The sequence below is a fragment of the Enterovirga sp. genome (assembly GCF_035325185.1).
GTDB lineage: Bacteria > Pseudomonadota > Alphaproteobacteria > Rhizobiales > Beijerinckiaceae > Enterovirga.
Genome location: NZ_DAOLAJ010000042.1, coordinates 1 through 23,878, shown reverse-complemented (window position 1 = coordinate 23,878; position 23,878 = coordinate 1). Strand labels below are relative to the sequence as shown.

Annotated in this window: 23 protein-coding genes, 1 tRNA gene and 1 riboswitch; of the genes, 13 read left to right on the top strand and 11 right to left on the bottom strand. The window is 71.1% G+C overall.

The window, feature by feature from the left end; genetic code table 11:
- Nucleotides 1-11 precede the first annotated feature (11 nt).
- Complete coding sequence (locus PKD06_RS10255) at nt 12-1,184, bottom strand: isovaleryl-CoA dehydrogenase (RefSeq protein ID WP_324380073.1); 1,173 nt, start codon at nt 1,182-1,184, stop codon at nt 12-14.
- A gap of 115 nt (nt 1,185-1,299) precedes the next feature.
- Nucleotides 1,300-1,373 (bottom strand) — tRNA-Gly (locus tag PKD06_RS10250).
- A 170-nt stretch (nt 1,374-1,543) separates the two neighbouring features.
- Between PKD06_RS10250 and PKD06_RS10245 the strand changes: the two genes are divergently transcribed.
- From PKD06_RS10245 to PKD06_RS10225, 5 genes are all read left to right on the top strand, one after another.
- Nucleotides 1,544-2,032, top strand: a complete 489-nt coding sequence (locus PKD06_RS10245) for a hypothetical protein (RefSeq protein ID WP_324380072.1) — start codon at nt 1,544-1,546, stop codon at nt 2,030-2,032.
- 77 nt (nt 2,033-2,109) lie between these two features.
- The gene (locus PKD06_RS10240) at nt 2,110-3,030 is read left to right on the top strand and encodes a metal ABC transporter substrate-binding protein (protein WP_324380071.1); all 921 of its coding nucleotides are present in this window, start codon (nt 2,110-2,112) and stop codon (nt 3,028-3,030) included.
- Entirely contained in the window at nt 3,020-3,844 is an 825-nt protein-coding gene (locus PKD06_RS10235) for a metal ABC transporter ATP-binding protein (protein ID WP_324380070.1), read from the top strand. The genes PKD06_RS10240 and PKD06_RS10235 overlap by 11 nt, the downstream gene beginning before the upstream one ends.
- Complete coding sequence (locus PKD06_RS10230) at nt 3,844-4,716, top strand: metal ABC transporter permease (RefSeq protein WP_324380069.1); 873 nt, start codon at nt 3,844-3,846, stop codon at nt 4,714-4,716. Before PKD06_RS10235 ends, PKD06_RS10230 begins: the two co-directional genes overlap by 1 nt.
- Complete coding sequence (locus tag PKD06_RS10225) at nt 4,713-5,567, top strand: metal ABC transporter permease (RefSeq protein WP_324380068.1); 855 nt, start codon at nt 4,713-4,715, stop codon at nt 5,565-5,567. The genes PKD06_RS10230 and PKD06_RS10225 overlap by 4 nt, the downstream gene beginning before the upstream one ends.
- On the opposite strand, the gene PKD06_RS10220 is transcribed toward PKD06_RS10225, so the two are convergent.
- From PKD06_RS10220 to hemC, 5 genes are all read right to left on the bottom strand, one after another.
- Nucleotides 5,542-5,922 carry a transcriptional repressor gene (locus PKD06_RS10220; protein WP_324380084.1) on the bottom strand — a complete coding sequence of 127 codons (381 nt, stop codon included), beginning with the start codon at nt 5,920-5,922 and terminating at the stop codon, nt 5,542-5,544. The genes PKD06_RS10225 and PKD06_RS10220 overlap by 26 nt on opposite strands.
- A gap of 190 nt (nt 5,923-6,112) precedes the next feature.
- Nucleotides 6,113-7,849 (bottom strand): heme biosynthesis HemY N-terminal domain-containing protein, encoded by a 1,737-nt coding sequence (locus PKD06_RS10215; RefSeq protein WP_324380067.1) that lies wholly within the window; start codon nt 7,847-7,849, stop codon nt 6,113-6,115.
- A gap of 11 nt (nt 7,850-7,860) precedes the next feature.
- Nucleotides 7,861-9,771 (bottom strand): hypothetical protein, encoded by a 1,911-nt coding sequence (locus PKD06_RS10210; RefSeq protein WP_324380066.1) that lies wholly within the window; start codon nt 9,769-9,771, stop codon nt 7,861-7,863.
- Between the two features lie 57 nt (nt 9,772-9,828).
- Nucleotides 9,829-10,584: a uroporphyrinogen-III synthase gene (locus PKD06_RS10205; RefSeq protein ID WP_324380065.1), complete on the bottom strand. Its 756-nt coding sequence runs from the start codon at nt 10,582-10,584 to the stop codon at nt 9,829-9,831.
- Nucleotides 10,584-11,510: a hydroxymethylbilane synthase gene (gene hemC, locus PKD06_RS10200; protein ID WP_324380064.1), complete on the bottom strand. Its 927-nt coding sequence runs from the start codon at nt 11,508-11,510 to the stop codon at nt 10,584-10,586. The genes PKD06_RS10205 and hemC overlap by 1 nt, the downstream gene beginning before the upstream one ends.
- A gap of 108 nt (nt 11,511-11,618) precedes the next feature.
- Here hemC and tsaD point away from each other — a divergent pair, with 108 nt between their 5' ends.
- The 3 genes from tsaD to PKD06_RS10185 are packed head-to-tail and all read left to right on the top strand — an operon-like array spanning nt 11,619 to nt 14,092.
- On the top strand, nt 11,619-12,674 hold the full coding sequence (tsaD, locus tag PKD06_RS10195) for a tRNA (adenosine(37)-N6)-threonylcarbamoyltransferase complex transferase subunit TsaD (protein ID WP_324380063.1): 1,056 nt from the start codon (nt 11,619-11,621) through the stop codon (nt 12,672-12,674).
- Complete coding sequence (locus tag PKD06_RS10190; protein ID WP_324380062.1) at nt 12,671-13,654, top strand: NAD(P)H-dependent glycerol-3-phosphate dehydrogenase; 984 nt, start codon at nt 12,671-12,673, stop codon at nt 13,652-13,654. The genes tsaD and PKD06_RS10190 overlap by 4 nt, the downstream gene beginning before the upstream one ends.
- A 21-nt stretch (nt 13,655-13,675) precedes the next feature.
- Nucleotides 13,676-14,092 carry an EVE domain-containing protein gene (locus PKD06_RS10185; protein ID WP_324380061.1) on the top strand — a complete coding sequence of 139 codons (417 nt, stop codon included), beginning with the start codon at nt 13,676-13,678 and terminating at the stop codon, nt 14,090-14,092.
- Nucleotides 14,093-14,131: 39 nt separating this feature from the next.
- On the opposite strand, the gene cobW is transcribed toward PKD06_RS10185, so the two are convergent.
- The 3 genes from cobW to PKD06_RS10170 form a co-directional block, all read right to left on the bottom strand.
- Nucleotides 14,132-15,148: a cobalamin biosynthesis protein CobW gene (gene cobW / locus PKD06_RS10180; RefSeq protein WP_324380060.1), complete on the bottom strand. Its 1,017-nt coding sequence runs from the start codon at nt 15,146-15,148 to the stop codon at nt 14,132-14,134.
- 64 nt (nt 15,149-15,212) lie between these two features.
- A riboswitch (cobalamin riboswitch) is annotated at nt 15,213-15,405 on the bottom strand.
- A 38-nt stretch (nt 15,406-15,443) separates the two neighbouring features.
- Nucleotides 15,444-16,169 carry a DUF2270 domain-containing protein gene (locus tag PKD06_RS10175; RefSeq protein ID WP_324380059.1) on the bottom strand — a complete coding sequence of 242 codons (726 nt, stop codon included), beginning with the start codon at nt 16,167-16,169 and terminating at the stop codon, nt 15,444-15,446.
- A 57-nt stretch (nt 16,170-16,226) separates the two neighbouring features.
- On the bottom strand, nt 16,227-16,406 hold the full coding sequence (locus PKD06_RS10170; protein ID WP_324380083.1) for a hypothetical protein: 180 nt from the start codon (nt 16,404-16,406) through the stop codon (nt 16,227-16,229).
- A 262-nt stretch (nt 16,407-16,668) separates the two neighbouring features.
- On the opposite strand from PKD06_RS10170, the gene PKD06_RS10165 reads away from it, so the two are divergent.
- Nucleotides 16,669-17,145 carry a YbaK/EbsC family protein gene (locus PKD06_RS10165; RefSeq protein WP_324380058.1) on the top strand — a complete coding sequence of 159 codons (477 nt, stop codon included), beginning with the start codon at nt 16,669-16,671 and terminating at the stop codon, nt 17,143-17,145.
- 97 nt (nt 17,146-17,242) lie between these two features.
- On the top strand, nt 17,243-17,989 hold the full coding sequence (locus PKD06_RS10160) for a dienelactone hydrolase family protein (RefSeq protein WP_324380057.1): 747 nt from the start codon (nt 17,243-17,245) through the stop codon (nt 17,987-17,989).
- On the opposite strand, the gene ribA is transcribed toward PKD06_RS10160, so the two are convergent.
- Entirely contained in the window at nt 17,990-19,102 is a 1,113-nt protein-coding gene (ribA, locus tag PKD06_RS10155) for a GTP cyclohydrolase II RibA (protein WP_324380056.1), read from the bottom strand. It lies immediately after the preceding gene.
- 181 nt (nt 19,103-19,283) lie between these two features.
- Between ribA and PKD06_RS10150 the strand changes: the two genes are divergently transcribed.
- The 3 genes from PKD06_RS10150 to PKD06_RS10140 form a co-directional block, all read left to right on the top strand.
- The gene (locus tag PKD06_RS10150) at nt 19,284-21,116 is read left to right on the top strand and encodes an extracellular solute-binding protein (RefSeq protein ID WP_324380082.1); all 1,833 of its coding nucleotides are present in this window, start codon (nt 19,284-19,286) and stop codon (nt 21,114-21,116) included.
- A gap of 113 nt (nt 21,117-21,229) precedes the next feature.
- Entirely contained in the window at nt 21,230-23,020 is a 1,791-nt protein-coding gene (locus tag PKD06_RS10145) for an extracellular solute-binding protein (protein WP_324380081.1), read from the top strand.
- Nucleotides 23,021-23,052: 32 nt separating this feature from the next.
- Nucleotides 23,053-23,878: ABC transporter permease subunit (locus PKD06_RS10140; RefSeq protein WP_324380055.1), on the top strand; the 826-nt coding region annotated here is incomplete at its 3' end.

The following is a 23,878-nucleotide window of genomic DNA, read 5'->3' as shown; positions in this document are numbered from 1 at the left end:
CCGATCGCTCCTCAGGAGCTCTTCTCGAACAGCTCCCGCCCGATCAGCATGCGCCTGATCTCGCTCGTGCCGGCGCCGATCTCGTAGAGCTTCGCGTCGCGCAGGAGCCGGCCGGTGGGATAATCGTTGATATACCCGTTGCCGCCGAGGAGCTGGATGGCGTCGAGGGCGCATTGCGTCGCCTTCTCCGCCGCGATCAGGATGGCGCCGGCCGCGTCCTCGCGCGTCGTCTCCCCCCGGTCGCAGGCCCGGGCGACGGCATAGACATAGGCCTTGCAGGCATTCATCGTCACGTACATGTCCGCGACCTTGCCCTGGACGAGCTGGAAGGTGCCGATCGGCTGGCCGAACTGCCTGCGGTCGTGGATATAGGGCATGACGACGTCGAGGCATGCCTGCATGATGCCGAGCGGGCCGCCGGCCAGCACCGCGCGCTCGTAGTCGAGCCCGCTCATCAGCACGTTGACCCCACGCCCGACCGCGCCGAGCACGTTCTCTCCGGGCACCTCGCAATCCTCGAAGACGAGCTCGGCGGTATCGGAGCCGCGCATGCCGAGCTTGTCGAGCTTCTGGTGGGTCGAGAAGCCCGCCATGCCTTTCTCGACCAGGAAGGCGGTGACGCCGCGCGCTCCGGCGGCCGGGTCGGTCTTGGCGTAGACGACGAGCGTCTCCGCGACGGGGCCGTTCGTGATCCACATCTTGTTGCCGTTGAGGACCCAGCGATCGCCCCGCCTGTCGGCCCGCGTCTTCATGGATACGACGTCGGAACCCGCGCCCGGCTCGGACATGGCGAGCGCGCCGACATGCTCGCCGGAAATCAGCTTGGGCAGGTATCTGCGCTTCTGCTCTTCCGTGCCGTTGCGGCGGATCTGGTTGACGCAGAGGTTCGAATGGGCGCCGTAGGAGAGCCCGACCGAGGCGGAGGCGCGCGAGACCTCCTCCATCGCCACGACATGCTCGAGATAGCCGAGTCCCGCCCCGCCATATTCCTCCTCGACCGTGATGCCGTGCAGCCCGAGCGCGCCGAGCTTCGGCCAGAGGTCGCGCGGGAAGGTGTTGGTCCGGTCGATCTCGTCCGCGCGGGGCGCGATCTCCTTCGCGGCGAAACCGGCGACGGTCTCGCGGATGGCGTCGGCCGTCTCGCCGAGATCGAAGCCGAAAGGCCGCACGGAGTTCTTGAGCATAGATGTCCTCCCGGCCGTCAGGGAACGCGAAGCCCCGCGGGCGCGTCAAGGGTCTTGGCGGCGGGGTTCCGTCGCGGGCCGCAGCGGCGGCGAGAGGGCTTCAGCGCGGTCCGGCTGGAGCGGGTAGCGGGAATCGAACCCGCGCGTTCAGCTTGGGAAGCTGACAGGCTACCATTACATCATACCCGCGACGGCGGCTGTGTAGCGACGGGCCTTGCGGGCGTCAATCGACGCGGGGCGATCGGGCGACGCCGGTTTCCGGTCACCCCCTGTCATCCCCGGCCGGAGCGAAGCGGAGGGGAAGGGGATGACAGGGGCTTCGAAGCTCGTGATTTCATTCCCTGCGTGGAGATGCCGAAGTGAAATCGTCCCTCTTCCTCGCCCTCGTTGGGGTGGCCGCGGCGACCCTCGCGGCGCGGGCGGCGCCGCTCTCGGCCGCCGGCCTCGCCGCTGCGGCCCAGGATGCGCGCCTTGTTGAGATCGATCCCTTCGGGACGGGATATGGCGAGGAGACCGTCGGCACCTGGCTCGCCGCGCTGACACGGGACGCGGCGAGGTCGATCTCCTGGTCCGGCGGCCGGTGCCGGCTCGTGCGGCCGGAGGTCGCACGCGATGCGGGCGGCTCCGGGGCCCGCTGCGGCCATGCGACGATCCATCTGAAGCGGCCGAAGGACAGCGGCGACGTGCCTCTGGTCGAGGTTTATTTCGACAAGCCCCAGGCCGGCGCGAAGGCCGCCCCCTACGCCTTCCGGGGCCTCGTCAGGCTCCCGGACGGCGAGAGCTATGCCCGGTTCACGCGGGAATTCGAGGATGCCTGGCGGGAGCGCTTCCCGCCGCCGGCCCGGTGAGCGCGGCATCTCGGCCGATTGTCTGCTCTTGCAATTCAGTCGCAAGTGGATGATGTGGAGGCGAGCAGGAGAAGGGCATGGCGGATCGTGGCTGGAGATGGATCGGAAGGCTGGCGCTGCTCTGCCTGCTCGTCCTGCCGGCGGGGGTGGCGGTGGCGGTGGCGGAGGCGGCGAAGCCGAAGCGCGTGGTCACCACCTTCACCGTCATCCGGGACATGGCCCGGAACGTCGCGGGCGACAAGGCGATCGTCGAATCGATCACGAAGCCCGGCGCCGAGATCCACGGCTACGAGCCTACCCCTCTCGACATCGTGAAGGCGCAGAATGCCGATCTCGTGCTCTGGAACGGGCTCAACCTGGAGCGCTGGTTCGAGAAGTTCTTCGGGGCGGTCGAGGGCGTGCCGAGCGCCGTCCTCACGGAGGGCATCACGCCGATCCCGATTGCCGACGGGCCCTATGGCAAGATGCCGAACCCGCATGCCTGGATGTCGCCGGCCAATGCGCTGATCTATGTCGAGAACATCCGCAAGGCCCTGGCGGCCGTCGATCCGGCCAATGCCGACAGCTACGCCGCCAATGCGGCGCGCTATTCGGCCGAGCTGAAGGCGCTTGCCGGGCCGATCCGGGACACGCTGGCCAAGGTGCCGGCGGACCGGCGCATTCTGGTCTCCTGCGAGGGCGCCTTCTCCTATCTCGCCCGCGACTACGACCTCGCCGAGCTTTACCTCTGGGCGGTGAACAGCGACGAGCAGGGCTCGCCGCAGCAGATCCGCCGGGTCGTCGACGAGGTGCGCCGAAAGGGCGTCCCGACCGTGTTCTGCGAATCCACGGTGAGCGACAAGGCCATGCGGCAGGTGGCGAAGGAGACGAAGGCGAATTTCGGCGGCGTGCTCCATGTCGATTCTCTCACCACCGAGGACGGGCCCGCCCCGACTTACCTGAAGCTTCTCGGCACGAATGCGCAGACGATCGTGAAGGGGTTCGGACTTGGCGGCTGACCCTTCCGCCGCGCTTCCCTCCATCGAGGTCGAGGGCCTGAGCGCCGCCTATCCGGGCGGGGCTCGCGCCCTCAGGGATGTCGGGTTCCGCATCGTCGGCGGGCGCATCTGCGGCCTCGTCGGGCCGAACGGCTCGGGCAAGTCGACGCTGTTCAAGTCGATCATGGGCCTCCTTGCCCCGCTCGCGGGCAGGGTGCGGATCTGCGGGCGCGACATCGCCTGGGCCCGGCGGGAGGGCGTGGTCGCCTATGTGCCCCAGCTCGAGGAGGTCGACTGGACCTTTCCCGTCTCCGTCCGGGACGTCGTCACCATGGGGCGCCAGGGGCGCATGGGCTTCCTGCGCATCCCCTCCGCGATCGACAGGCGCATAGTCGAGGAAAGCCTTCGGCGCGTCGGCATGGAGGGCTTCGGCGAGCGCCAGATCGGGGAATTGTCCGGCGGGCAGAGAAAGCGCGTGTTCCTGGCCCGCGCCCTCGCCCAGGAGGCGTCCATCATCCTCCTGGACGAGCCCTTCACGGGGGTCGACCGCAAGACGGAGGAGGCGATCATGCTCCTTCTCAAGGGGCTGCGGGGGGAGGGCAGGCTCCTCCTCGTCTCGACTCACGACCTCGCCGCCCTGCCCGATCTCTGCGACGACGTGATCCTCCTCGCCCACCATCTCGTGGCCGCGGGCCCGGTGGCCGAGACCTATACGCGGGAAAACCTCGCGCGCGCCTTCGGCGCCCCGCCCCGCGAGATCTTCGGCGAGGCCGCCGCCGAGCGGACGGAGTCCCGCAGCGCTGCCTGCCTTGCAGGCGCTGCGAGCGCCGCGTGATGGGCGGCTCCTTCGTCGAGGCGGCCTTGTCGCCCTTCGGCTACGACTACATGCGCAACGCCATTTTCGGGGCGGGGATCGTCGGCGCGATGTGCGCGCTGCTATCCTGCTTCGTCGTGCTGCGCGGCTGGTCGCTCCTCGGGGACGCGCTGTCGCATGCGGTGGTTCCGGGCGTCGCCGCGGCGGCGATCCTCGGCCTGCCCTTCCTGGCCGGGGCGGCCGTCGCGGCTTTGCTCGCGGTGGCCGGCATCTCGCTCGTCGGGCGCAGTCCCGTTCTCAAGAGCGATGCGGTCGTCGGCGTCGTCTTCACGACTTTCTTCGCGGCCGGGCTCCTCGTCGCCTCGGTCCACCCGACCAATCTGCGCGTGACGACGATCCTCCTCGGCAACCTCCTCGGCATCGCCGAGGGCGACCTGATGCAGGTCTATGCGGTCGCGGCCCTCTGCGCGCTCGTGATCGGCCTCAAATGGCGCGACCTCGTCGCCGTCTCCTTCGATGCCGACCATGCCCGCTCGGTCGGTCTCGATCCGCGATTCTGGCGGGGCGTGCTCCTGGGCCTTCTCTCGCTCGCCTGCGTCGCGGCCCTTCAGGCGGTCGGCGCGCTTCTCGTCGCGGCCATGCTGATCGCGCCGGGGGCGACCGCCTATCTTCTCACGGACCGATTCGGGCGCATGCTCGTCCTCGCCCCGCTGCTCGGCGGGGCGGGAGCGTTCCTCGGCGCCTATGCCAGCTTCTTCCTCGACGGGGCGGTGGGCGGCTGCATCGTCCTCCTCCAGACGCTCCTTTTCCTTCTCGCCTGGCTCCTCGCGCCGAAGCACGGCCTCCTGGCCCGCCGGCGGCATGCAGGCCAGGGCGCGGAGGCCGCGGCGTGAGCGTGCTCGACCTTCTGATCGAGCCCTTCCGGCACGGCTTCATGGTGAAGGCGATGCTGGTCGGGGGCTTCGTCTGCGCGGTCTGCGCGGCGCTCTCGTGCTTCATCGTGCTGAAGGGCTGGTCGCTCGTCGGGGATGCGATCTCCCACGCCGTCCTGCCGGGGATCGTGCTCGCCCATCTCCTCGGCCTGCCCATGGCGCTCGGCGCGGTCGCGAGCGGCATCCTCTGCGTGCAGGCCGCGGGCGGAGTGGCCGCGACCTCGCGCGTGAAGCCCGATGCGGCGCTCGGCATCCTGTTCACGGGCTTCCTCGCCCTCGGCATGGTGCTCGTGACGGCCTTTCCCGCCGATATCGACTTCGCGCATATCCTGTTCGGCAATCTTCTCGGCATCACGACGGAGAACCTCGTCCAGGCTCTGCTGCTGGGCGCGCTGACGCTTGCGACCGTCTTCCTCAAGAGGCGCGATCTCGTCCTGTTCTGCTTCGATCCGGTCCAGGCGCAGGTGATCGGGCTCTCGCCGGCGCGGCTCGAGGCCCTGCTGCTGCTCCTCGTCGCGGCGACCGCCGTCGCCTCGCTTCAGGCCGTGGGCCTCGCGCTGATCCTGGCGATGCTGATCACCCCCGGCTGCGTGGGACTGCTCCTCGCCAGGCGATTCGATTCGGCCCTCGCGATCGCGATGGGCTCGGCCGTGTTCTCGGCCTTCGCCGGCACCGTGGCGAGCTTCCATCTCGACGGCGCGACCGGGCCCTGCATCGTCCTCGTCCAGGCGATGCAATTCGCAATTGCCTTCGCGGTCTCTCCGCGCGGCGGGCTGCGGCCGCGCTCTATCTCTCGCGCCGGCGCGCCTTGATCGGCCGCGCATAGATTTCCAGCCGGTGGCTGACGATCTTGAAGCCGAGGCGCCGGGCCACTTCGTCCTGGAGCCGCTCGATCTCGGGCGACTGGAACTCGATCACCCGCCCGCTCTCGATGTCGATGAGGTGGTCGTGATGGTCGCCCTCGGCGGTCTCGTAGCGCGCGCGGCCGTCCGCGAAGGCGTGGCGGGCCAGGATTCCCTTGTCTTGCAACAGCTTCACGGTCCGGTAGACCGTCGCCAGCGAGATGCCGGGGTCGATCTGCGCGGCGCGCCGATGAAGCTCGACCGCGTCGGGATGGTCGTCCGCCTGGGCCAGGACCGCGAGGATCGTGAGGCGCTGGCCCGTCATGCGCAGGCCATGGTCCCGGCACGCCTGCTTCAGGGTGTTCTCGCGCTCGGTCGTCCCGCTTCTCGTCACGTCTCTCGGCCCAATCCCTGCTTCCTATAGCACGAGGAAATGGCTGGCGCGCTCCCGCGCCCGGCTCTCGCCAGGGATGCCGCGCCACAGGCGCCGTGCCGGTCGGCACGGCGCCGAGGCGTCACACGTGGACTCGGAACCGCTTCCGGCGGTCGGCCTCGCCCTCGGACCCCGCATCGTCGGGAGCGCGAGGGACGGGGAAGGCGACAGGCTCGGGCTCCGCACCGGTGCGGGCCTGCTCTCCGGCCCCGTTCGAGCCCTCGGGCCGCGCGGGGGAAGACGCCGGCGCGGGCGGCGCCTTGGCCGCGGCGGGCTCGTCCTTCAGCGCCGCGGAAGCCGGGGCTGGCGCTGGGGGCGGAGAAGGCTCGGCGGGAGTCGCCGCGGCGGCCGGCTCCGCCCGGATCTCCGCCGGCGCCGGCGCCGCTACGGGTTCGGGCTTCGCGGGCGGCTTCGGGGCGGGATCGGTCTTCGCCGGGGCTGGGGGAGCGATCGCGCGTCCCGGCACGAGAGGCGCTTCCGTTTCCTCGGCATCCGGCTCGAAGGCCGTGATGTCGGGGCCGGTCCCGTCGCCGAGAAGCTCGGGAGGGGTCTCCCACACGAAGGCGTCGAGCTTGCCCGTGACAGGGGAGACGGGCAGCCAGCGATCGGAGACGTAGCCGTCCGCGATCCAGGCCTTGTCGCGGGGCGCCCGCGCTGCGCGGGCGAGCCATTCGCGCGCGGCGCCCGCCTGTCCGCTCCGGCCCTCGATCTCCGCCATCATCATGCAGATGCGGACGGTCGGCCGCTTCTCGGCATCGAGAACGGGGGCCAGCGTCTCCCTGGCGCGCGCGAAGTCGCGGGCCTCGACCGCCGCCCGCGCGACGGCGAGGCGCGCCTCGTCCGACCAGCTCGACAGCTTGGCCAGCGTCTCGGCGCGGCGCATGCGGTCGACGGCCGAATCGCCCGGACGCAGGTTGAGATAGGCGCCGGCGATGTCGGGATGGGGATTGGCGGTCCAGGCCGCCTCGAGGATCTTGGCCGCCTTCTTGAGGTCGCCGCGGCGCGACAGATACTGTCCGGCCAGCACGGCGGCGGGCACGAGGCCCGGGGCGAGCCTTGCGGCATGCTCGGCCGTGGCCAGGGCGCCGTCCGGGTTCGTGGCCTCCTTGTCCAACGCCTCGGCCGCCAGCAGCACGGCCCGCTGCCGGCGCGAGGTCGCCCGGTCGACCAGCCCGAGGGAGGTGCGGCGCTCGATCACCCGCACGGCCCCCTGCCAATTCCCCTCCGCCGAGAGGGCTTCAAGCACGGCCTCGTTGGCCCAGCCGACGGAGGGCGCGGCCTTGGCGGCCTCTTCCGCATATTCGCGGGCCGAGGCGGCGTCTCCCCGCCGCCGGGCCTCCAGATAGAGGCCGCGCAGGCCGAGCACCTTGGTCTCGCGCTTCCCGGTCATCTCCCGGAAGGTGGTCTCGGCCTTCGCGCGGTCACCGGAGGCCTGGGCCGCTTGGGCGTTGAGGAGGGGCGCGAGCGGCGGGTGGCCGAGCAGCCCCCCGGCCTCGCCGGCATAGCGGCGGGCGGCCGCGGCGCCGCCGGCGCCGACCGCCACGATCCCGCGCGAGAGGGCATCGAGGCCCCGGCGGTGCCGGTGGCCGCGCGCGCCCCGCGCGAGCGTGACCGGCAGCCGGATGATGCCGTTGATCAGCGCCAGGACGAAGGCGACCAGGAGCGCGAGCGCGACGAGGCCGGTCACGCCGACGGCGAGCGAGACGGAATACCGCTTGCCGGCCCAGGTGGCCGAGATCACCTCCGGGGAATTCGCCAGCCAGACGGCGCCGTAGGCCGCGAGGCAGATCAGGGCGAGAAAGGCGAGGACGCGCCACATGGAAGCTTCTCCTACCGCGTGGCGGCGTCGAGGGCGGCGAGGGATTGGGCGCCGATCTGCCTCACGGCGCCCTCGGCCGCGACGCGTGCGGCGAGCTTCGCGCCCCAGGCGGCGGCGAGACGCCGCTTCTCCTCCGGGAGCTTGTCGAAGGCCGCCTTGGCGTCGCCCGCGGCGCCCCGGGCGAGGCTCGATTCGATCCGCGCGATCAGGCCCGGCAGGTCCTGGCCTTCGCCTTCTCCCACGTCCTGGACGGTGACGGCCTTGCCGATGATGCGCCGGCCCTTGTCCCACCAGGTGTCGTCGGGGCGCGCCGGGACGGCGGTCATCGCCGCGGCGAGGGGCTTGAACTCGGCCAGCAGCGCCGCCGGGCTCGGCGCGGGCGCCTCCGCGAAGGGGCGCAGCGGGGCCAGCGCCGATGCATCCATCCCCAGCTTCGCCAGGGCGGACAAGGCGGGGCCGAGCGGCGAGCCCTGGCGGAGCGCTTCGTCGAGCCGTCCCGAGACCATGACCCTCAACCCCGCCTGGAAGGCGGCAGGCGAGAGCTTCGCGAGGTCGCCCGAGACGCGGCCGAGCCCTTCGCTCAGCGTCGCAAGCTGCTTCTCGGCGGCCGTGGAGCGCGTCTCGAGGCTCGCCGCGCCGGTCCGCAGGGTGGCCGTGTCGGCCTGCAGGCTCTTCAGGTGGACGCCGATGGTCTCGACATCCTTGCTCACCGCCGTCAGGCGATCCGCCGAATCCCTGCCCAGGGCATCGAGCTTCTGCCCGAGCGCGCCCAAGGCCGCGGCGTTGGCGGCGGTCTTCGCCGCGCCGTCCTGGACGCGGGCCGTGAGGGCCTGGAGAGCACTCCTCGCCTCCTGGTCCGGGCCTGCGGCCGGCGCGCCGGCCGGGCGGCCCGCGGCCTCGGCGGCCTGGCGCGCGGCGGTCTTCGCCTCCTCGGCGGCCTGTTTCAACCCGGATTCCAGGGCGGCGATGCGGGGTTCGAGGGTGCCCCCACCCGCGGGAAGCGCCGCGACGCGACGCTCCAGGGTCGCGATGCGATCCTGGACCCCGCTATCGGGCGGGGCGAGAAAATGCGGAATGCCGATCGCGAGTCCGGCTCCGAGCAAGCCTCCCACGACGCCTGCCGCGAAGACGTTGCCGGCATTTCCGCGCTTCTCCGCGGCCGGCTCGGCGCGCGGGGCGGAGGAGGCGGACCTCGCCGAATCGGCGCCCTTGGCTCCGCCGGCATCTTTCGCCGGCTCGCCCTTGGCGGCCGCCCCGTCCTTGGACGGTGCGGCCTCCTCCGGGCTCTCGGCAGGCTTGCCCGCCGATGGGACGGCGGAGCCCGGCTTGCCGGGCTCGGGCGCTTTCGGCGGCTGTCCTGCAATCGTGGCGCCGGGTGGAGTTCCGGCCGGCGGCACCGAAGTCGCGGGCTTCGTGGCCTCGGCGCCCTTGGCGGGTTCGCCGGGCCTGCCGGCGGCTCCCGGTCCCGAGGCGGGCTGCGCAGAGGGTGCCGGGGGGTCGGGCTTTGCCGCGGTCGCGGGAGGTCCGCCCGGCGTTTTCGGCGGCTGGCCGGAGGTCCCCGCCGAGGCGGAGGCGCCGGCCGGCTGCGGCGGAGCATTTCCGCCGGCCGGCCCGGTCGCGCCCTTCGGGGGGAGATTCGAGCCCAGCCCCGTCGAGGCAGCCGCACCGGGCGCTCGGGCGGGTTCAGGGGCCTTGGGAGGCTCCTGGCCCTTGCCGGGCTCCGTGGCCTTGGCGGATTCCTGGGCCTTGGCAGGTTCCTGGGCCTTGCCGGGCTCGGGGGCTTTAGTCGGCTCCTGGCCCTTGGCGGGGGGTTCCTGGCCCTTGGCGGGCGAGTCGCCCGTTTTGGACGGCACCACCTCGGCCTTGAGGTCGATGGTCGGCGGCGTCCGCCGGAGTGGGTCCTGACGTCGCGTTTCGCTCATCGGGTGGCGTTCGTCCCTGGCTGGCTGAGAAAGGCGCAGATTGGATTTGATCCTTCTCTAGCACCGCTTTTGCGCCGAGGGCGAGCCCGCGCGTCGATCCGTCCCCCGCGCGTGCCCGTCGAGCAGCGCGAGCAGCTTATCCTCGCTCGGTTCTGGCGCAACGGCAATGCCCAGATCGCCGGCATCTGCCAGCGCTCTCGCAACGTTGGACGAAAGACAAAGATGCCGCAGCCTTCCGAAGGCGCCTCCGAGCCCCGCTTCCCGCGCCAGGCGCAGAAGCAGGGCCGCGCTTCGCGGCGAATAATGGAGCGCTGCATCCAGTTCCTCCGCCCGCAGGGCCTCGCGGGCCGTCTCGGGGAGGCGCGCGGCCGGCTCGGCCGCATAAGCTTCCCAGACCGCGACGTCGTATCCGGCCGCGAGAAGGCTGCGGTCCGGCTCCGGCCGCCTGTCCCGCCCCGCCACATGGACCAGCCGCGCCCCGGCGGGGAGGCGGGCCGTCGCGGCCCGCGCCAGGGAGACGCCGTCACCCTCGGCGCAGGAGATGCGGCGAAACCCCGCCGCCGCGAGATCCTCGCCAGTCCGAGGTCCGACCGCGAGGATCGGGACCGAGCCGAACCGCCCGTGCAGGAGCGCCAGGGCCGGCACGGCGCTGCGGCTCGTGACGAGGAGGGCATCCGGCTCCCCGTCCGGGGGAGGCAGGCCGGTCGGGACGATGGCCAGGACGGGCGCGAGGACCGGCAGATGGCCTCGCTCCCGCAGCCGCTCAGCCGTCTGCTCGGCCTGGGCCCGTGGACGGGCGACGAGGACCCGCATCAATCGCCGAGCCAGCCCGGCAGAAGCCGGGAGCGGATCGAATCGCCCGCCTCGCGCCCGATCGCCTCGGCATCGGCCGCGGGGCCGGACCGCTCGATCTCCCATGCCTGCGATCCGTCGGGGCGCAGGACGAGGCCGCGGAAGCGCAGGCCGCTCGGTCCGATCTCGGCATGGCCGGCGATCGGCGTGCGGCAGGAGCCGTCCAGCACCGCGAGGAAGGCGCGCTCGGCCGCGAGCGCGGCCCCCGTCGCCGGATCGCAGATCGTCGAGAGGGTCGCCAGAACCGCCTCGTCCTCCGCCCGCGCGACGAGAGCGATCGCCCCCTGTCCGACCGCGGGCAGGACGATGTCGGTCGGTAGGATCGCGGCGGCGTGGCGGGCGAGGCCGAGGCGCTTGAGGCCGGCCAGCGCGAGCAGCGTCGCGCCGACCTCGCCGCGGGCGAGCTTGCCGAGGCGCGTGCCGACATTGCCGCGCAGCAGCGTCACGCGGCAATCGGGGCGGGCGCGCAGGACGATCGCCTGCCGGCGCAGCGAGGCGGTGCCGACGAGGGTGCCTGCCGGCAGGCCCGCGAGATCCGTGCCGAGGGGCGTGACGAGCACGTCGCGAGGGTCCTCGCGCGGCAGGTAGCCGGCAATGGCGAGGCCGGGGGGCAGTTCGGTCGGCAGGTCCTTGGCCGAATGCACCGCAAGGTCGATCGCGCCGCCGAGCAGCGCCTCGTCCAGCTCCTTCGTGAAGAGCCCCTTGCCGCCCGCCTCGGAGAGGGGGCGGCCCTGGATCAGGTCGCCGGTCGAGGTCATGGGCGCGAGGGTCAGCGCGGCATTCTCCAGGCCGGGCAGGGCGGCGAGGCGCGCACGCGCCTCCTCGGCCTGGGCCAGGGCGAGGGGGCTCTCGCGGGTGCCGATCACGAGGCGGGACCGAGACGACATGACACCTCTTCGGCCTGGGCGCGGGCGCGGAAGCCTTGCGCGGCGGGGTGGGGGACGTATAGGCGGGAGCAACCCCGGCGCGAAGGGAAAAGAGGCGGCCCCATCTTCATGCGAGTCCTCGGGATCGAGACCACCTGCGACGAGACGGCCGTGGCCGTCGTCGCCTGCGACGAGGAAGGCCGCGGCAGCATCCTCTCGAACGAGGTGCTGAGCCAGATCGCGCAGCATTCCGCCTATGGCGGCGTCGTGCCGGAGATCGCCGCGCGCGCGCATGTCGAGGCGCTGGACCGGATGGTGGCGCGCGCGCTGAGCAAGGCGGGATGCGGCCTCGGTGACGTCGACGCCATCGCGGCGGCGGCGGGGCCGGGCCTGATCGGCGGCCTCCTCATCGGGCTGACGACGGCCAAGACCCTGGCTCTCGTCGCCCGCAAGCCGCTCATCGCCGTGAACCATCTCGAGGCCCATGCCCTTACGGCCCGGCTCACCGACCGGCTGGCCTTCCCCTATCTGCTTCTCCTCGCCTCCGGGGGGCATACGCAGCTCGTCGCCGTGCGCGGCGTCGGGGACCATCTGCGCCTCGGCACCACGATCGACGACGCTCTGGGAGAAGCCTTCGACAAGGTGGCGAAGCTCCTCGGTCTCGCCTATCCGGGCGGGCCGGAAGTCGAGCGCGAGGCGGCGAAGGGCAATCCCGAGCGCTTCGCGCTGCCGCGCCCCATGCTGGGGCGCCCGAAGCCCGATTTCTCGCTTTCCGGGCTCAAGACGGCGCTCCGGATCGAGGCGGAAAAGGTCGCCCCCCTCACCGCAACCGATGTCGCCGATCTGTGCGCGGGGTTCCAGGCGGCGGTGGTCGATGTCGTCGAGGACAGGACGCGCGTCGCCTTGCGCGAGTTCCAGGAGAAGGTCGGCCATCCGCCGACCGCGCTCGTCGCCGCGGGCGGGGTTGCTGCGAACGGCGCCCTGCGCGACGCGCTCGGGCGGCTTGCGGGCGGGGCGGGCTTGCGGCTCGTCGCCCCGCCGTTGGAACTGTGCGGCGACAACGGGGTCATGATCGCCTGGACCGGGATCGAACGGCTTCGTCTCGGCCTCACCGACGACATGACGGTGCCGGCGCGCGCCCGCTGGCCCCTCGCCGAACTCGAAGCCCCGCCCGTCGGGCCATGAACCGCATCGCGGTGATCGGGGGCGGCGCCTTCGGCACGGCCCTCGCCAATGCCGCCGCCCTGGCGGGGCGCGAGGTCGTGCTGTGGCTGCGCGATCCCAGGCGGGCCGCGATCCTGTCGGGCACACGCGAGAATCCGCTCTTGCCGGGAATCGCGCTCCTGCCCGAGGTTCTGCCGACCGCCGATCTCGCCGATCTCTCCGGGGCCGGGGCGGCGCTCCTCGTCGTGCCGGCCCAGGCGATGCGGGCGGCCCTGGCGGGTCCGGCCTCGCACCTGCCGGCCGCCTGCCCGCTCGTGATCTGCGCCAAGGGGATCGAGCGGGAGACCGGCCTGTTCATGAGCGAGGTCGCCGAGGCCGCGCGGCCGGCGGCTCCCCTCGCGGTCCTGTCCGGCCCCTCCTTCGCGGCGGATCTCGCACGCGGCCTGCCGACCGCCGTGACCCTCGCCGCGCGCGAGGAGGCCCTGGCCGCCCGGCTCGCCGCCGCCCTGTCCGGTCCCGGCTTCCGCCTCTACCACGCGACCGACATCCGCGGCGTCGAGATCGGCGGGGCGGCGAAGAACGTCCTCGCCATTGCCGCCGGGATCGTCGCGGGCCTCAGGCTCGGCGAGAGCGCCCGGGCCGCCCTCGTCGCCCGCGGCTTCGCCGAATTGCAGCGTTTCGCGGCGGCCCACGGCGCGCGCCCGGAGACGCTGATGGGCCTCTCCGGGCTCGGCGACGTCGTGATGTCCTGCTCGTCCCCGCAATCGCGCAATTTCGCCTTCGGGCTGCGGCTCGGAGCCGGCGAGCCCCCCGCGAAGGCAGGCGAGGGGAAGCTCGCGGAGGGAGCCTTCACCGCCGAGGCGCTGTTGCAGCGGTCGCGGGCGCGGGGCGTCGAGATGCCGGTCGCCGAGGCCGTCGCCGATGTCCTGGCGGGGCGGCGGTCGGTGGCGGATGCGGCGGCGGATCTCATGGCCCGGCCCCTCAAGCCGGAACGCGGCTGAGTCCCGTTCGGAGATACATCCATGGCGCATTGGCTGTTCAAGTCGGAGCCGTCCTCCTGGTCCTGGGACCAGCAGGTCGCCTGCGGCGAGGCGGGCACGCAATGGACCGGCGTGCGCAACCATTCCGCCAAGCTGAACCTCATGGCCATGAAGAAGGGCGAGCGCGGCTTCTTCTACCATTCCAACGAGGGCAAGGCCGTGGTCGGGATCGTGGAGATCATCAAGGAATACTATCCCGACCCGACCGACGCTTCGGGAAAGTTCGGCATGGTCGACCTCAAGGCCGTCGAGCCGCTGAAGAAGCCGGTGACGCTGGAGGAGGTGAGGGCGGAGCCGAAGCTCGCCGCCATGGTCCTCGTCAACAATTCCCGCCTCTCAGTGCAGCCGGTGACGGAGGAGGAATACCGCCTCGTGCGCCGGATGGGCGGGTTGAAGTAGGCATTCGCCTACTTTCTCCCCGCCCGCGGGGAGAGGGAATCACCCGCCGAGCGCGGCCCTCGCGCCGGCGTGGTCCATGTCCTTGAGGCCGATCACGACGAGGCCCTCCGGGGGCTTCGCGCCGGGGAGGGCGAAGGCGAGGTCGACGCGGTTGCCGACCGCCTGCACGACGAGCGGGGCGGGCCTGCCGGCGATGGCCGCATAGCCCTTCACGCGCAGCACGCCGTCCTTGGCCAGCGCCTCGCGCACGGCCCGCTCGACTGAGGCGAGGTCGGCTGCGGGCTTCGCCTTGACGACGACGGAATCGAAATCGTCGTGGTCGTGCTCCTCCTCCTCGCCGTGATGGCCCCGCCGGGCGGAAAGGTCGTCCTCGGCCGCCGCGGCGAGCCCGATCAGGACCGAGGGCGCGAGATCGGCCGAGGAGGAGCGGACGATCTTCACGCCGTCCCGCAATTCGCCCTTCAGCCTCGCCTCGATCGCGGCGAGGGCCTCGGCCCCGACGAGATCGGCCTTGCTCAGCACCACGAGATCGGCGCAGGCGAGCTGGTCCTCGAAGACCTCCTCGATCGGATCGTCGTGCTCGCGGGCGGGGTCCTCGGGCTCCTCGTCTTCGTGGAGCGAGAGGCGGCCCTCGGCGAGGGCGCTCGCATCCACCACGGTCACGACCCCGTCGACCGTGGCGCGCGTCCTGACGGCGGGCCAGGAGAAAGCCCGGAGCAGCGGCTGGGGGAGGGCGAGGCCGGAGGTCTCGATGACGATCGCGTCGAGATGTCGGTCTCGGCCGAGCAGGCTCTCCATGGTCGGGATGAAGTCGTCGGCGACCGTGCAGCAGATGCAGCCGTTGGTCAGCTCGACGATGTCGCCGGGGGCGCAGGTCCCCGGGCCGCATTCCTCGATCAGCGAGGCGTCGAAGCCGAGGTCGCCGAACTCGTTGACGATGACGGCGATGCGCTTGCCGCCGGAACGTTGAAGGAGGGAGCGGATGAGGGTCGTCTTGCCGGCGCCGAGGAAGCCGGTGAGCACCGTCACGGGGATGCGTGTGGCGGGTTGGGTCATGATGTCGTCCGGTGGTCGGGGCGTCACCGCGAAGTCCCCCGGGACACCCCGCCCGGCGGATTCGCGCGTGACCACGCTCGACGGCCGGTCTCCTGGCTCGCGGCTCGGCGCCCTCCGCCGCCTTCCCGGACGCTCGTCCAGTGGCCGCGTGGCGGAAGGCTCGCCGCCTACAGTTGCGGGGGCAGCCGCAGCTTCGGGCGAGCCCTTACCGCGTTCCCGTTTCATCCCCGAAGGGAACCGTCCCGCCCCTCATCGGCGTGGCGGCACCGGAAGTCAAACGGGTGCGGCCCGAGGCTCACACATGCGCCTCGCCGTGCATCAATTCGCCGTCCAGCTCGAACTGGCGCCAGACCTGGAACCCGAGCCAGCCGTAGAAGAGCACCACCGCGAGGATCACGAGCCAGCCGGGAAGGGGACCCAGGGCCGCGTTCTCCACGGTGCCGCGGACCGAGAAGGCGATCTCGGCGGAGCCGGCCCCCGGCTGGAGCTTGCCGGAGGTGATCTTGAGCATCCAGGCCAGGAGGAGGATCAGATAGATCCAGACGTAGTTGCGCTTCAGCCGCCGCGAGCGCGCCTCCTGGAAGGTGATGTGGAAATCGGGATGGCGGAGATCGTCCCCGATGATCTTCGCCCAGTCCGCGTCCATCGGGCCGCCGGGATCGAGGACGTTGGCGTAGTAGTTCCGCTCGAGCAGCCGCACGCGGGCGCGGTAGACGTCGAAGAAGCGATACCGCCGCGCCTCGATGCGCAGGAGGATCGTCACCAGCAGCATGCCGAACAGAAGGACGCCATGATGGGCGTTCGGCGTCGACAGCGAGACCGACATCATGGCCGCCGCCACCGTGAGGGCCCAGTTGGTGGTGCGGTCGATGCGGTCGCGCCAGCCCGCCATGCGGGCGATCTCGGCCCGGTGGTAATGGGCGACGACCGTGATGTATTCGTTGCGGGTCTGCGGCAGGAGGGGACCGGCCTCCTCGCGGGGGGGCACGGGTACGGGCGTCGTCGCCAGGGGGGTGCTCATGACCGTCTCGCTCCCCGGATCGCGTCTTCGCGCGAGCCGCGGGCGACCCGGCGCGGGCTATCCGTGCGGGTCGACCCTCGCCGCTTTATGCCAGAGCTGGAGCAGCAGCCAAGCCGCGCCGACGCCGAAAACCGCCATGAGCGCATAGCCGACATGATCGCCCAGCTCGAAGAGCCCGGCGATGGCCCAGCCGCCGGACAGCGCGACGGCGAAGATCTCGATGCCGATCAGCACCATCAGGCTGAGGGTGGTGAGGGTATGTCCTTCCTCGCGGCGGGGACTGGGGGCGGCCAAACGGAAGCTCCGATCGAAACGTGCCGGCGCTCTACCGCGATCGGCAGGTCTCGTGCAAGAACGCGTCCCGTCGCGGGCGGCCTTTCGCCTGCCGGATCGTGATGCTCCGAGTCGTGGATATGCCGATATCTGCCCTTGCCACCCCGCGCGGCCCGGCTGCGGCGAGCGGCCGCAACGGATTCGCGGCCTGTCCGGGGAGTTCGCGATGAGCCTTGCCGACGTGAAGGCGGAACTCGCGCGGATCGCTCCCGACATCGCTGTGCTGGAGCATCCCTCCAGCACAGCGACGGTCGCCCTCGCCGCGCAGGTGCACGGGGTCGAGCCGGGCCAGATCGCCAAGACCTTGTCCCTGCGGGTGGGCGAGCGGGTGCTGCTCGTGGTCGTGCGCGGCGATGCGCGGCTCGACAACCGCAAGGCGAGGGCGGCTTTCGGCGGCAAGGCGCGCATGCTTGGTGGGGAGGAGGTCGAGGCGATCACGGGCCACCCGGTTGGCGGCGTCTGTCCCTTCGGCCTCGCCTCGCCCCTGCCCGTCCATTGCGACGTCTCGCTCCGGGCCTTCGACGTCGTGGTCCCGGCGGCCGGGGCGACGAATTCCTCGCTTTGGATCAGCCCCGCCCGGATGGCGGAGCTGACGGGGGCGCAATGGGTGGATGTCTGCCAGGAGCCGCAGGCCGCGTCCTGATGCCGCCCGGCCGGGGTGGCGCCGGCGCTGGCCCCCGAGGGGGAAGGGCCGCTATCATGCCTTCCGCCGGCCGTTCCACCTTCTTCCAAGGATATCGATGGATCGTCGATCGTTCGTCCTCGGATCGCTGCTGGCGGCGGGTCCCGCCGCCGCCTCCGAGCCGGAGGACAAGGACCCCGCCTTTTCGAGCGGCGGGCGCTCGATCCCCGTCGAGTGGTTCCCGCCCTCGGGCGTCAAGGACGGCGAAAAGGCTCCGGCGATTCTCCTGCTCCACGGGGCCGAGGGGCTGGCTTTCGCCGAGGGCTACCGGGTCGCGGCCCGCCTGACCGCCGCGCGCGGCATCGGCGTCGCCTTCGTCCATTACTTCGCCCGCACGGGCACGAAGACGGTCTCGCTCGACGGCATCAGGCGGCTGATCCCGCCCTGGGCGCAGACCGTCCGCGACGCCCTGACCTGGCTCGGCGGGCGGCCGGGGGTCGATCCCGACAGGCTCGGGATCGTGGGCGTCTCGCTCGGGGCCGGGCTCGCCTTCTTCGTGGCCTCGCGCGGGGAGACGCGGATCAAGGCGATCGTCGATTTCTTCGGCCCGATCTCGGTGGGAATCCTGCCCAAGGCCCCGAAGCTGCCCCCCGTCCTGATCCTGCACGGGGCGAGCGACGAGATCGTCCCGATCATCCATGCGCGGACGCTGGAAGCCATGCTGAAACAGGCCGGCACGCCCTACGAGATCAAGATCTATCCTGCCCAGGGCCACGGCTTCGTCGGCTTCGCGCGCCAGGACGCGGCGCGCCGGAGCGCCGCCTTCCTCGACAAGTATCTCGCGGGGAAGCCGCCCGCCGGCTGATCAGCGGTCGCGGCGGGGCCGCTCCGCATCCAGCTCGATCAGGTGGCCGAAGCGGTCGCGCTTGGAGGCGAGGTAGCGCCGGTTCTCGGGCGTCGTCCGGCCGAAGACGCGCTCATGGGCGGCCACCGTGATGCCGGCCCTCGTCAGCGCCTCCACCTTGTCGGGATTGTTGGTGATGAGGCGCACGCGCCGGATGCCGAGCAGCCGCAGCATCGCGGCCGCGAAGTCGAAGCGGCGCTGGTCGGGCCCGAAGCCGAGCATCTCGTCGGCATCGTAGGTGTCGTAGCCGCGCGATTGCAGCTCGTAGGCGCGGATCTTGTTCGCGATGCCGTTTCCGCGGCCCTCCTGGTCGAGATAGAGCAGGACGCCGCCGCCATGCTCGGCCATGTAGCGCACGCTCATGCGGAGCTGGTCGCCGCAATCGCATTTCAGCGAGCCGAAGAGATCGCCCGTGAGGCAAGCCGAATGCAGGCGCACGGTCACGGGCTCGGAGAGATCGGGCTTGCCAACCACGACCGCGATCTGGTCGCGCAGGCCCTCGCCGCCGCGGAAGACGACGAATTCGGTCTCCAGCGCATCCTCGAGCGGGACGGGCGCGCGGCCGACGATGGTGAGGGTGCGGGCCTGGTCGGCCCGATAGCCGCGGATATCGTCCGCCCGGACGCGCAGGATCGATTCGTCGGCGGCCACAGTCGCGCAGAGCGGGACGACGATCACGGCCGGAAGCGCGAGGGCGAGGCGGGCCAGCTCCAGCGCATCCTCGTCCAGTTGCTCCGTCGGGCGGACGGGCGCGTCGATCCGGGCCTCGATCTCGAAGGCGAGGGTCTTGATGCGCTCGCAATCGACCTTGGGGAGGGCGACGCTGCCGTTCTCGGTGCGGGTGAGGCCGAGGCGGCGCAGGCGTGCGGCCGGCAGGACGAGACGGGCGCCTCCGCCGATCACCGCATCCAGCTCGGCCGCGTGGAGCGGCGTCAGGTCCTCGAGGCCCTGCACGAGCACCGAGCCCTGCCCGCCATCGTCGAGCAGCACCGGCCGCGCCATGCGCATCTCGGCGATGGCCCGCTCGACGCTGGTGCGGGCTTGGGGTTCCGAAAGGCTCAACGTCACGCGCATCGCCCGGATATGGACCCGTCCCGGACGGGCGGCAACGGGATGTCGCGTTTGTTTTCACACGGGCCGATGCTATGGGTCGGCCCCTGCGCGAGAGGGGCGGAGGCCAGGAGAGCGAGTGCCCATCCATCGAGGCCCGACGCGACGCGTCGTCATCGGCGGCGCCGCCGCCGGCTCCGTCGCCTTGTTCCGTTCCGCCGGCCTCGGGCTGGCTCGTGCCGCCGAGACGGGCGCGCCTCCCTGGCGGCACGGCCTCGCGCTGCTCGGTGAGCCGAAATATCCGCCGGGCTTTCCCCATTTCGACTATGTCCGCCCGGATGCCCCGAAGGCTGGCATCGTGCGCTTCGGGGTGCAGGGCACCTTCGACAACTTCAACCTGTTCACGAGCCAGATCAGGGGGGAACTCGCGGCGGGCGTCGCGAACAATCTCCACGACACCCTGATGACGAATGCCGAGGACGAGGTCGCCACCGGATACGGCCTGATCGCCGAGGCGGTGAGCCACCCGGACGACCATTCCTGGGTGAGCTACCGGCTCAATCCCGCCGCCCGCTTCCAGGACGGACGCCCGATCACGCCCGCCGACGTCATCTTCTCCTTCGAGACGCTGAAAGCCTCGAACCCCTTCTACGCCTTCTACTACCAGAACGTGGTCAAGGCGGAGGAGACGGCGGAGCGCGTCGTCACCTTCGCCTTCTCCGAGAAGGGCAATCGCGAATTGCCCCAGATCGTCGGCCAGATTCCGGTCCTGCCGAAGCACTGGTGGACCGGCACGGGGCCGGACGGCGCCCAGCGCGACCCCTCCCGCACGACGCTCGAGCCCCCGCTCGGATCGGGCCCCTATCGGATCAAGGCGTTCGAGCCCGGCCGCTTCTGCATCTACGAACTGGTGGAGAATTTCTGGGCGCGCGACCTTCCGGTCCTGCGCGGGCAGAACAACTTCAAGGAAATCCGCTACGAATATTTCCGCGACGGGACCGTTCTTCTCGAGGCGTTCAAGGGGGACCAGGTCGATTTCCGCACCGAGAACATCGCCCGCCAATGGGTGACGGCCTACGATTTCCCGGCTGTGGCCGAGAAGCGCGTGGTGCGCGAGGAGTTTCCGATCCGCAATTCGGGCGTGATGCAGGCATTCTGCCTGAATCTGCGCCGGCCCCTCTTCGCGGATGCGCGCGTGCGCCGCGCCCTGAATCTCGCCTTCGATTTCGAGGAGATCAACAAGACGCTGTTCTACGGCCTCTACGAGCGGATCGATTCCTTCTTCTACGGCACCGAGCTTGCCTCCTCGGGGCTGCCGCAGGGGCTCGAATTGCAGATGCTGGAGCCGCTGCGCGGCAAGGTCCCGGCCGCAGTCTTCACGACGCCCTACAAGAACCCCGTCGCGGGCTCGCCCGAGGCGATGCGGGCCAACCTGCGCGAGGCGCTGAGGCTTCTGACCGAGGCCGGATTCGAATTGCGTGGCCGGAAGCTCGTCTCGAAGGCGAGCGGGGAGCCCTTCACCTTCGAGATCCTCGGCTACGACCAGAGCCTCGAGCGCTACGGCCTGCCCTACCGGCAGTCGCTCTCCCTGATCGGAATCACGGCGGAACTGCGCGTCGTGGACGCGGCGCAGTACCAGAACCGGCTGCGGGCCTTCGATTTCGACGTCACGACCAAGGTCTGGCCGCAATCGCTCTCGCCGGGCAACGAGCAGCGCGATTTCTTCGGCTCGAAAGCCGCCGAGCGGGCGGGCTCGCAGAACCTCGCTGGCATCCGGGACCCCGCGGTCGATGCGCTGATCGAGAAGGTCGTCTTCGCCGCGAGCCGCGAGGAGCTGGTGGCGGCGACCCATGCGCTCGACCGCGTCCTCCTCGCCAACGATTACGTGGTGCCGCAATGGGCCTCGCGCGTGCAGCGCACGGCGCGCTGGGACCGCTTCGGCCGCCCGGACCGGCTGCCGGAATTTGGCGGCGCGGCCTTCCCGACCGTCTGGTGGTGGGACGAGGCCAGGGTCGCCAAGACCGGCATGCCCCGGTGAGCGGCGCAATGCATGGCCGCCGCACCAACCCTCCCCCCGACGAAGTGGCGGGGAGGACGGGAATCGACCGGCGTTTCCTCCTCGCTGGGGCGATCCTCGGCGTGGCCGCTGCGATGCCGCGCATCGCGCGGGCCGAAGAGCGTGAAAGCCACGGCCTCTCGATTTTCGGCGACCTGAAATACGGCCCCGATTTCCGGCATTTCGACTATGTGCGGGCCGACGCGCCGAAGGGCGGGGCGATGTCGCTCCAGATTTCCGGCACGACCGGAAACCAGACCTACGACACCTTCAACACGCTCAACATCCACGTGCTGAAGGGCGACGGCGCCGCCGGAATGGACTTCACCTTCGACAGCCTGATGGTGCGCGCCCTGGACGAGCCGGATGCGATGTACGGCCTCGTGGCCCGCGCCGTGCGCGCGAGCGGCGACGGGCGCAGCTATCGCTTCCTGCTGCGGCCGCAGGCGCGGTTCCATGACGGCTCGCGCCTCACCGCCCGCGACGTCGCCTTCACCATCGGGCTTCTCAAGGAGAAGGGCCATCCCGTCTTCTCGCAGGCCCTGCGCCATGTCGCGGGCGCGGCGGCGGAGGGCGAGGAGGTGGTGCGGGTCGATTTCGCGCCCGAAAGCTCCCGCGACCTGCCCCTCCAGGTCGCCGGCCTGCCGATCTTCAGCGAAGCCTATTGGTCGGGCCGCGATTTCGAGGCCGCGACCCTGGAGGCGCCGCTCGGCTCGGGGCCCTACCGGGTCGCCCGCTTCGAATCCGGGCGCTTCATCGCCTTCGAGCGGGTCAAGGACTACTGGGCGGCGGATCTTCCGGTGAATGCCGGCCAGCACAATTTCGACGAGCTGCGCTACGAGTATTTCCGCGACCGGCAGGTGGCCTTCGAGGCGTTCAAGGGCGGCGTCTTCACCTATCGCGAGGAATTCACCGCCCGGCTCTGGGCCGCGGGCTACGATTTCCCCGCCGTGAGGGACGGGCGCATCCGCCGCGAGGAGATCCCGGACGGCACGCCTTCCGGCATGCAGGGCTGGTTCTTCAACCTGCGCCGCGCGAAATTCGCCGATCCGCGCATCCGCGAGGCGATCGGTCTCTGCTTCGATTTCGAGGCGACCAACCGCAACATCATGTACGGGGCCTATCTGCGCACCGTCTCCTATTTCGAGAACTCGCCCTTCAAGGCCGAGGGGCCGCCCGGCGCGGACGAACTGGCGCTGCTGGAGCCTTTGCGCGGCCGGGTGCCGGAAGAGGTGTTCGGCGAGCCCTGGGCGCCGCCGGTCAGCGACGGATCGGGCCAGGATCGCGCGCTGCTGCGCCGCGCCAACACCCTGCTTCTCGAAGCGGGATGCCGCCGCGAGGGCACGGTGCTGAAGCTGCCCTCGGGCGAGCCGCTGACCGTGGAATTCCTGGATTTCGACCCCGTCCTCCAGCCGCATACGCTGCCCTTCATCGCCAATCTTGGCCGGCTCGGCATCCAGGCGACGAGCCGGACGGTGGATGCCTCCCAATATCAGCGGCGCGTCGAGGATTTCGATTTCGACCTCACCTCGCGCCGCTACAGCCATTCGGCGACGCCGGGCGAGGCCTTGCGCCAGCTCTTCGGCTCGCGGGCGGCGGCCGTGCGGGGCTCGCCGAACCTCGCCGGCTTTTCCGATCCGGCCATCGACGAACTGGTCGAGAAGGCCATCGGTGCGCAGAGCCGCCCCGACCTCACCGCCGCCTGCCGCGCACTCGACCGGGTGCTCCGCGCGGGGCGCTACTGGGTGCCCATGTGGTACAAGGCGAAGCATACGCTGGCTTATTGGGACATGTTCTCCCATCCCGACGCTCCGCGATACGGCCTGCCGGTTCCCCTGGCCTGGTGGCAGGACGCCGACAAGGCCCGCAGGCTCGGCCGGTCGTGAGGGTGGACGCGCCGTCCGGGGAGGGTGCCTGAATGGCCGCCTATGCCCTGCGGCGGCTGCTGCTCATGCTGCCGACCATGCTCGGGATCATGCTGATCTCCTTCACGATCGTGCAATTCGCGCCCGGCGGTCCCGTCGAGCGCATCCTCGCGCAGATCCAGGGGCAGGAGGCCGGGGCGTTCCGAGGCGCCGGCGGGGGAGGGGATTTCGGAGGCGGGCGCGGGGCGGGATCGGGCGGCGACAGCGGCTCGGCCTATCGCGGGGCGCAGGGCATGGACCCCGCCTTCGTCAAGCGCCTCGAAGTCCAGTTCGGCTTCGACCAGCCGGCCCATGTTCGCTTCCTCAAGATGCTGCGCGACTACGCCACCTTCGATTTCGGCAAGAGCTTCTATCGCGACGTCTCGGTGGTGAGCCTGATCGGCGAGAAGCTGCCCGTCTCCATCACCATCGGCCTGTGGATGACGATCCTCTCCTACGCCATCTCGATCCCGCTCGGGATCAGGAAGGCGGTGCGGGAGGGCTCGGCCTTCGACACCTGGACCTCGGCCGTCGTGATCGTCGGCTATGCGATCCCGGGCTTCCTCTTCGCCATCCTGCTGATCGTGCTCTTCGCGGGCGGCTCGTTCTGGCAGATCTTCCCCCTGAAGGGCCTGCTCTCCGAGAGCGTGAAGGGCGTCGCCTGCGCCCCGTTCCTGTGGCCGCCGCGCTCCAATCCCGATCTCGCGCCCGGCTATTGCCTCGCGACCGTCGTGCCGGACTACCTGTGGCACATCACCCTGCCGCTGCTCTCGATGGTGCTCGGCGCCTTCGCCACCTCGACGCTGCTGACGAAGAACTCCTTCCTCGACGAGATCCGCA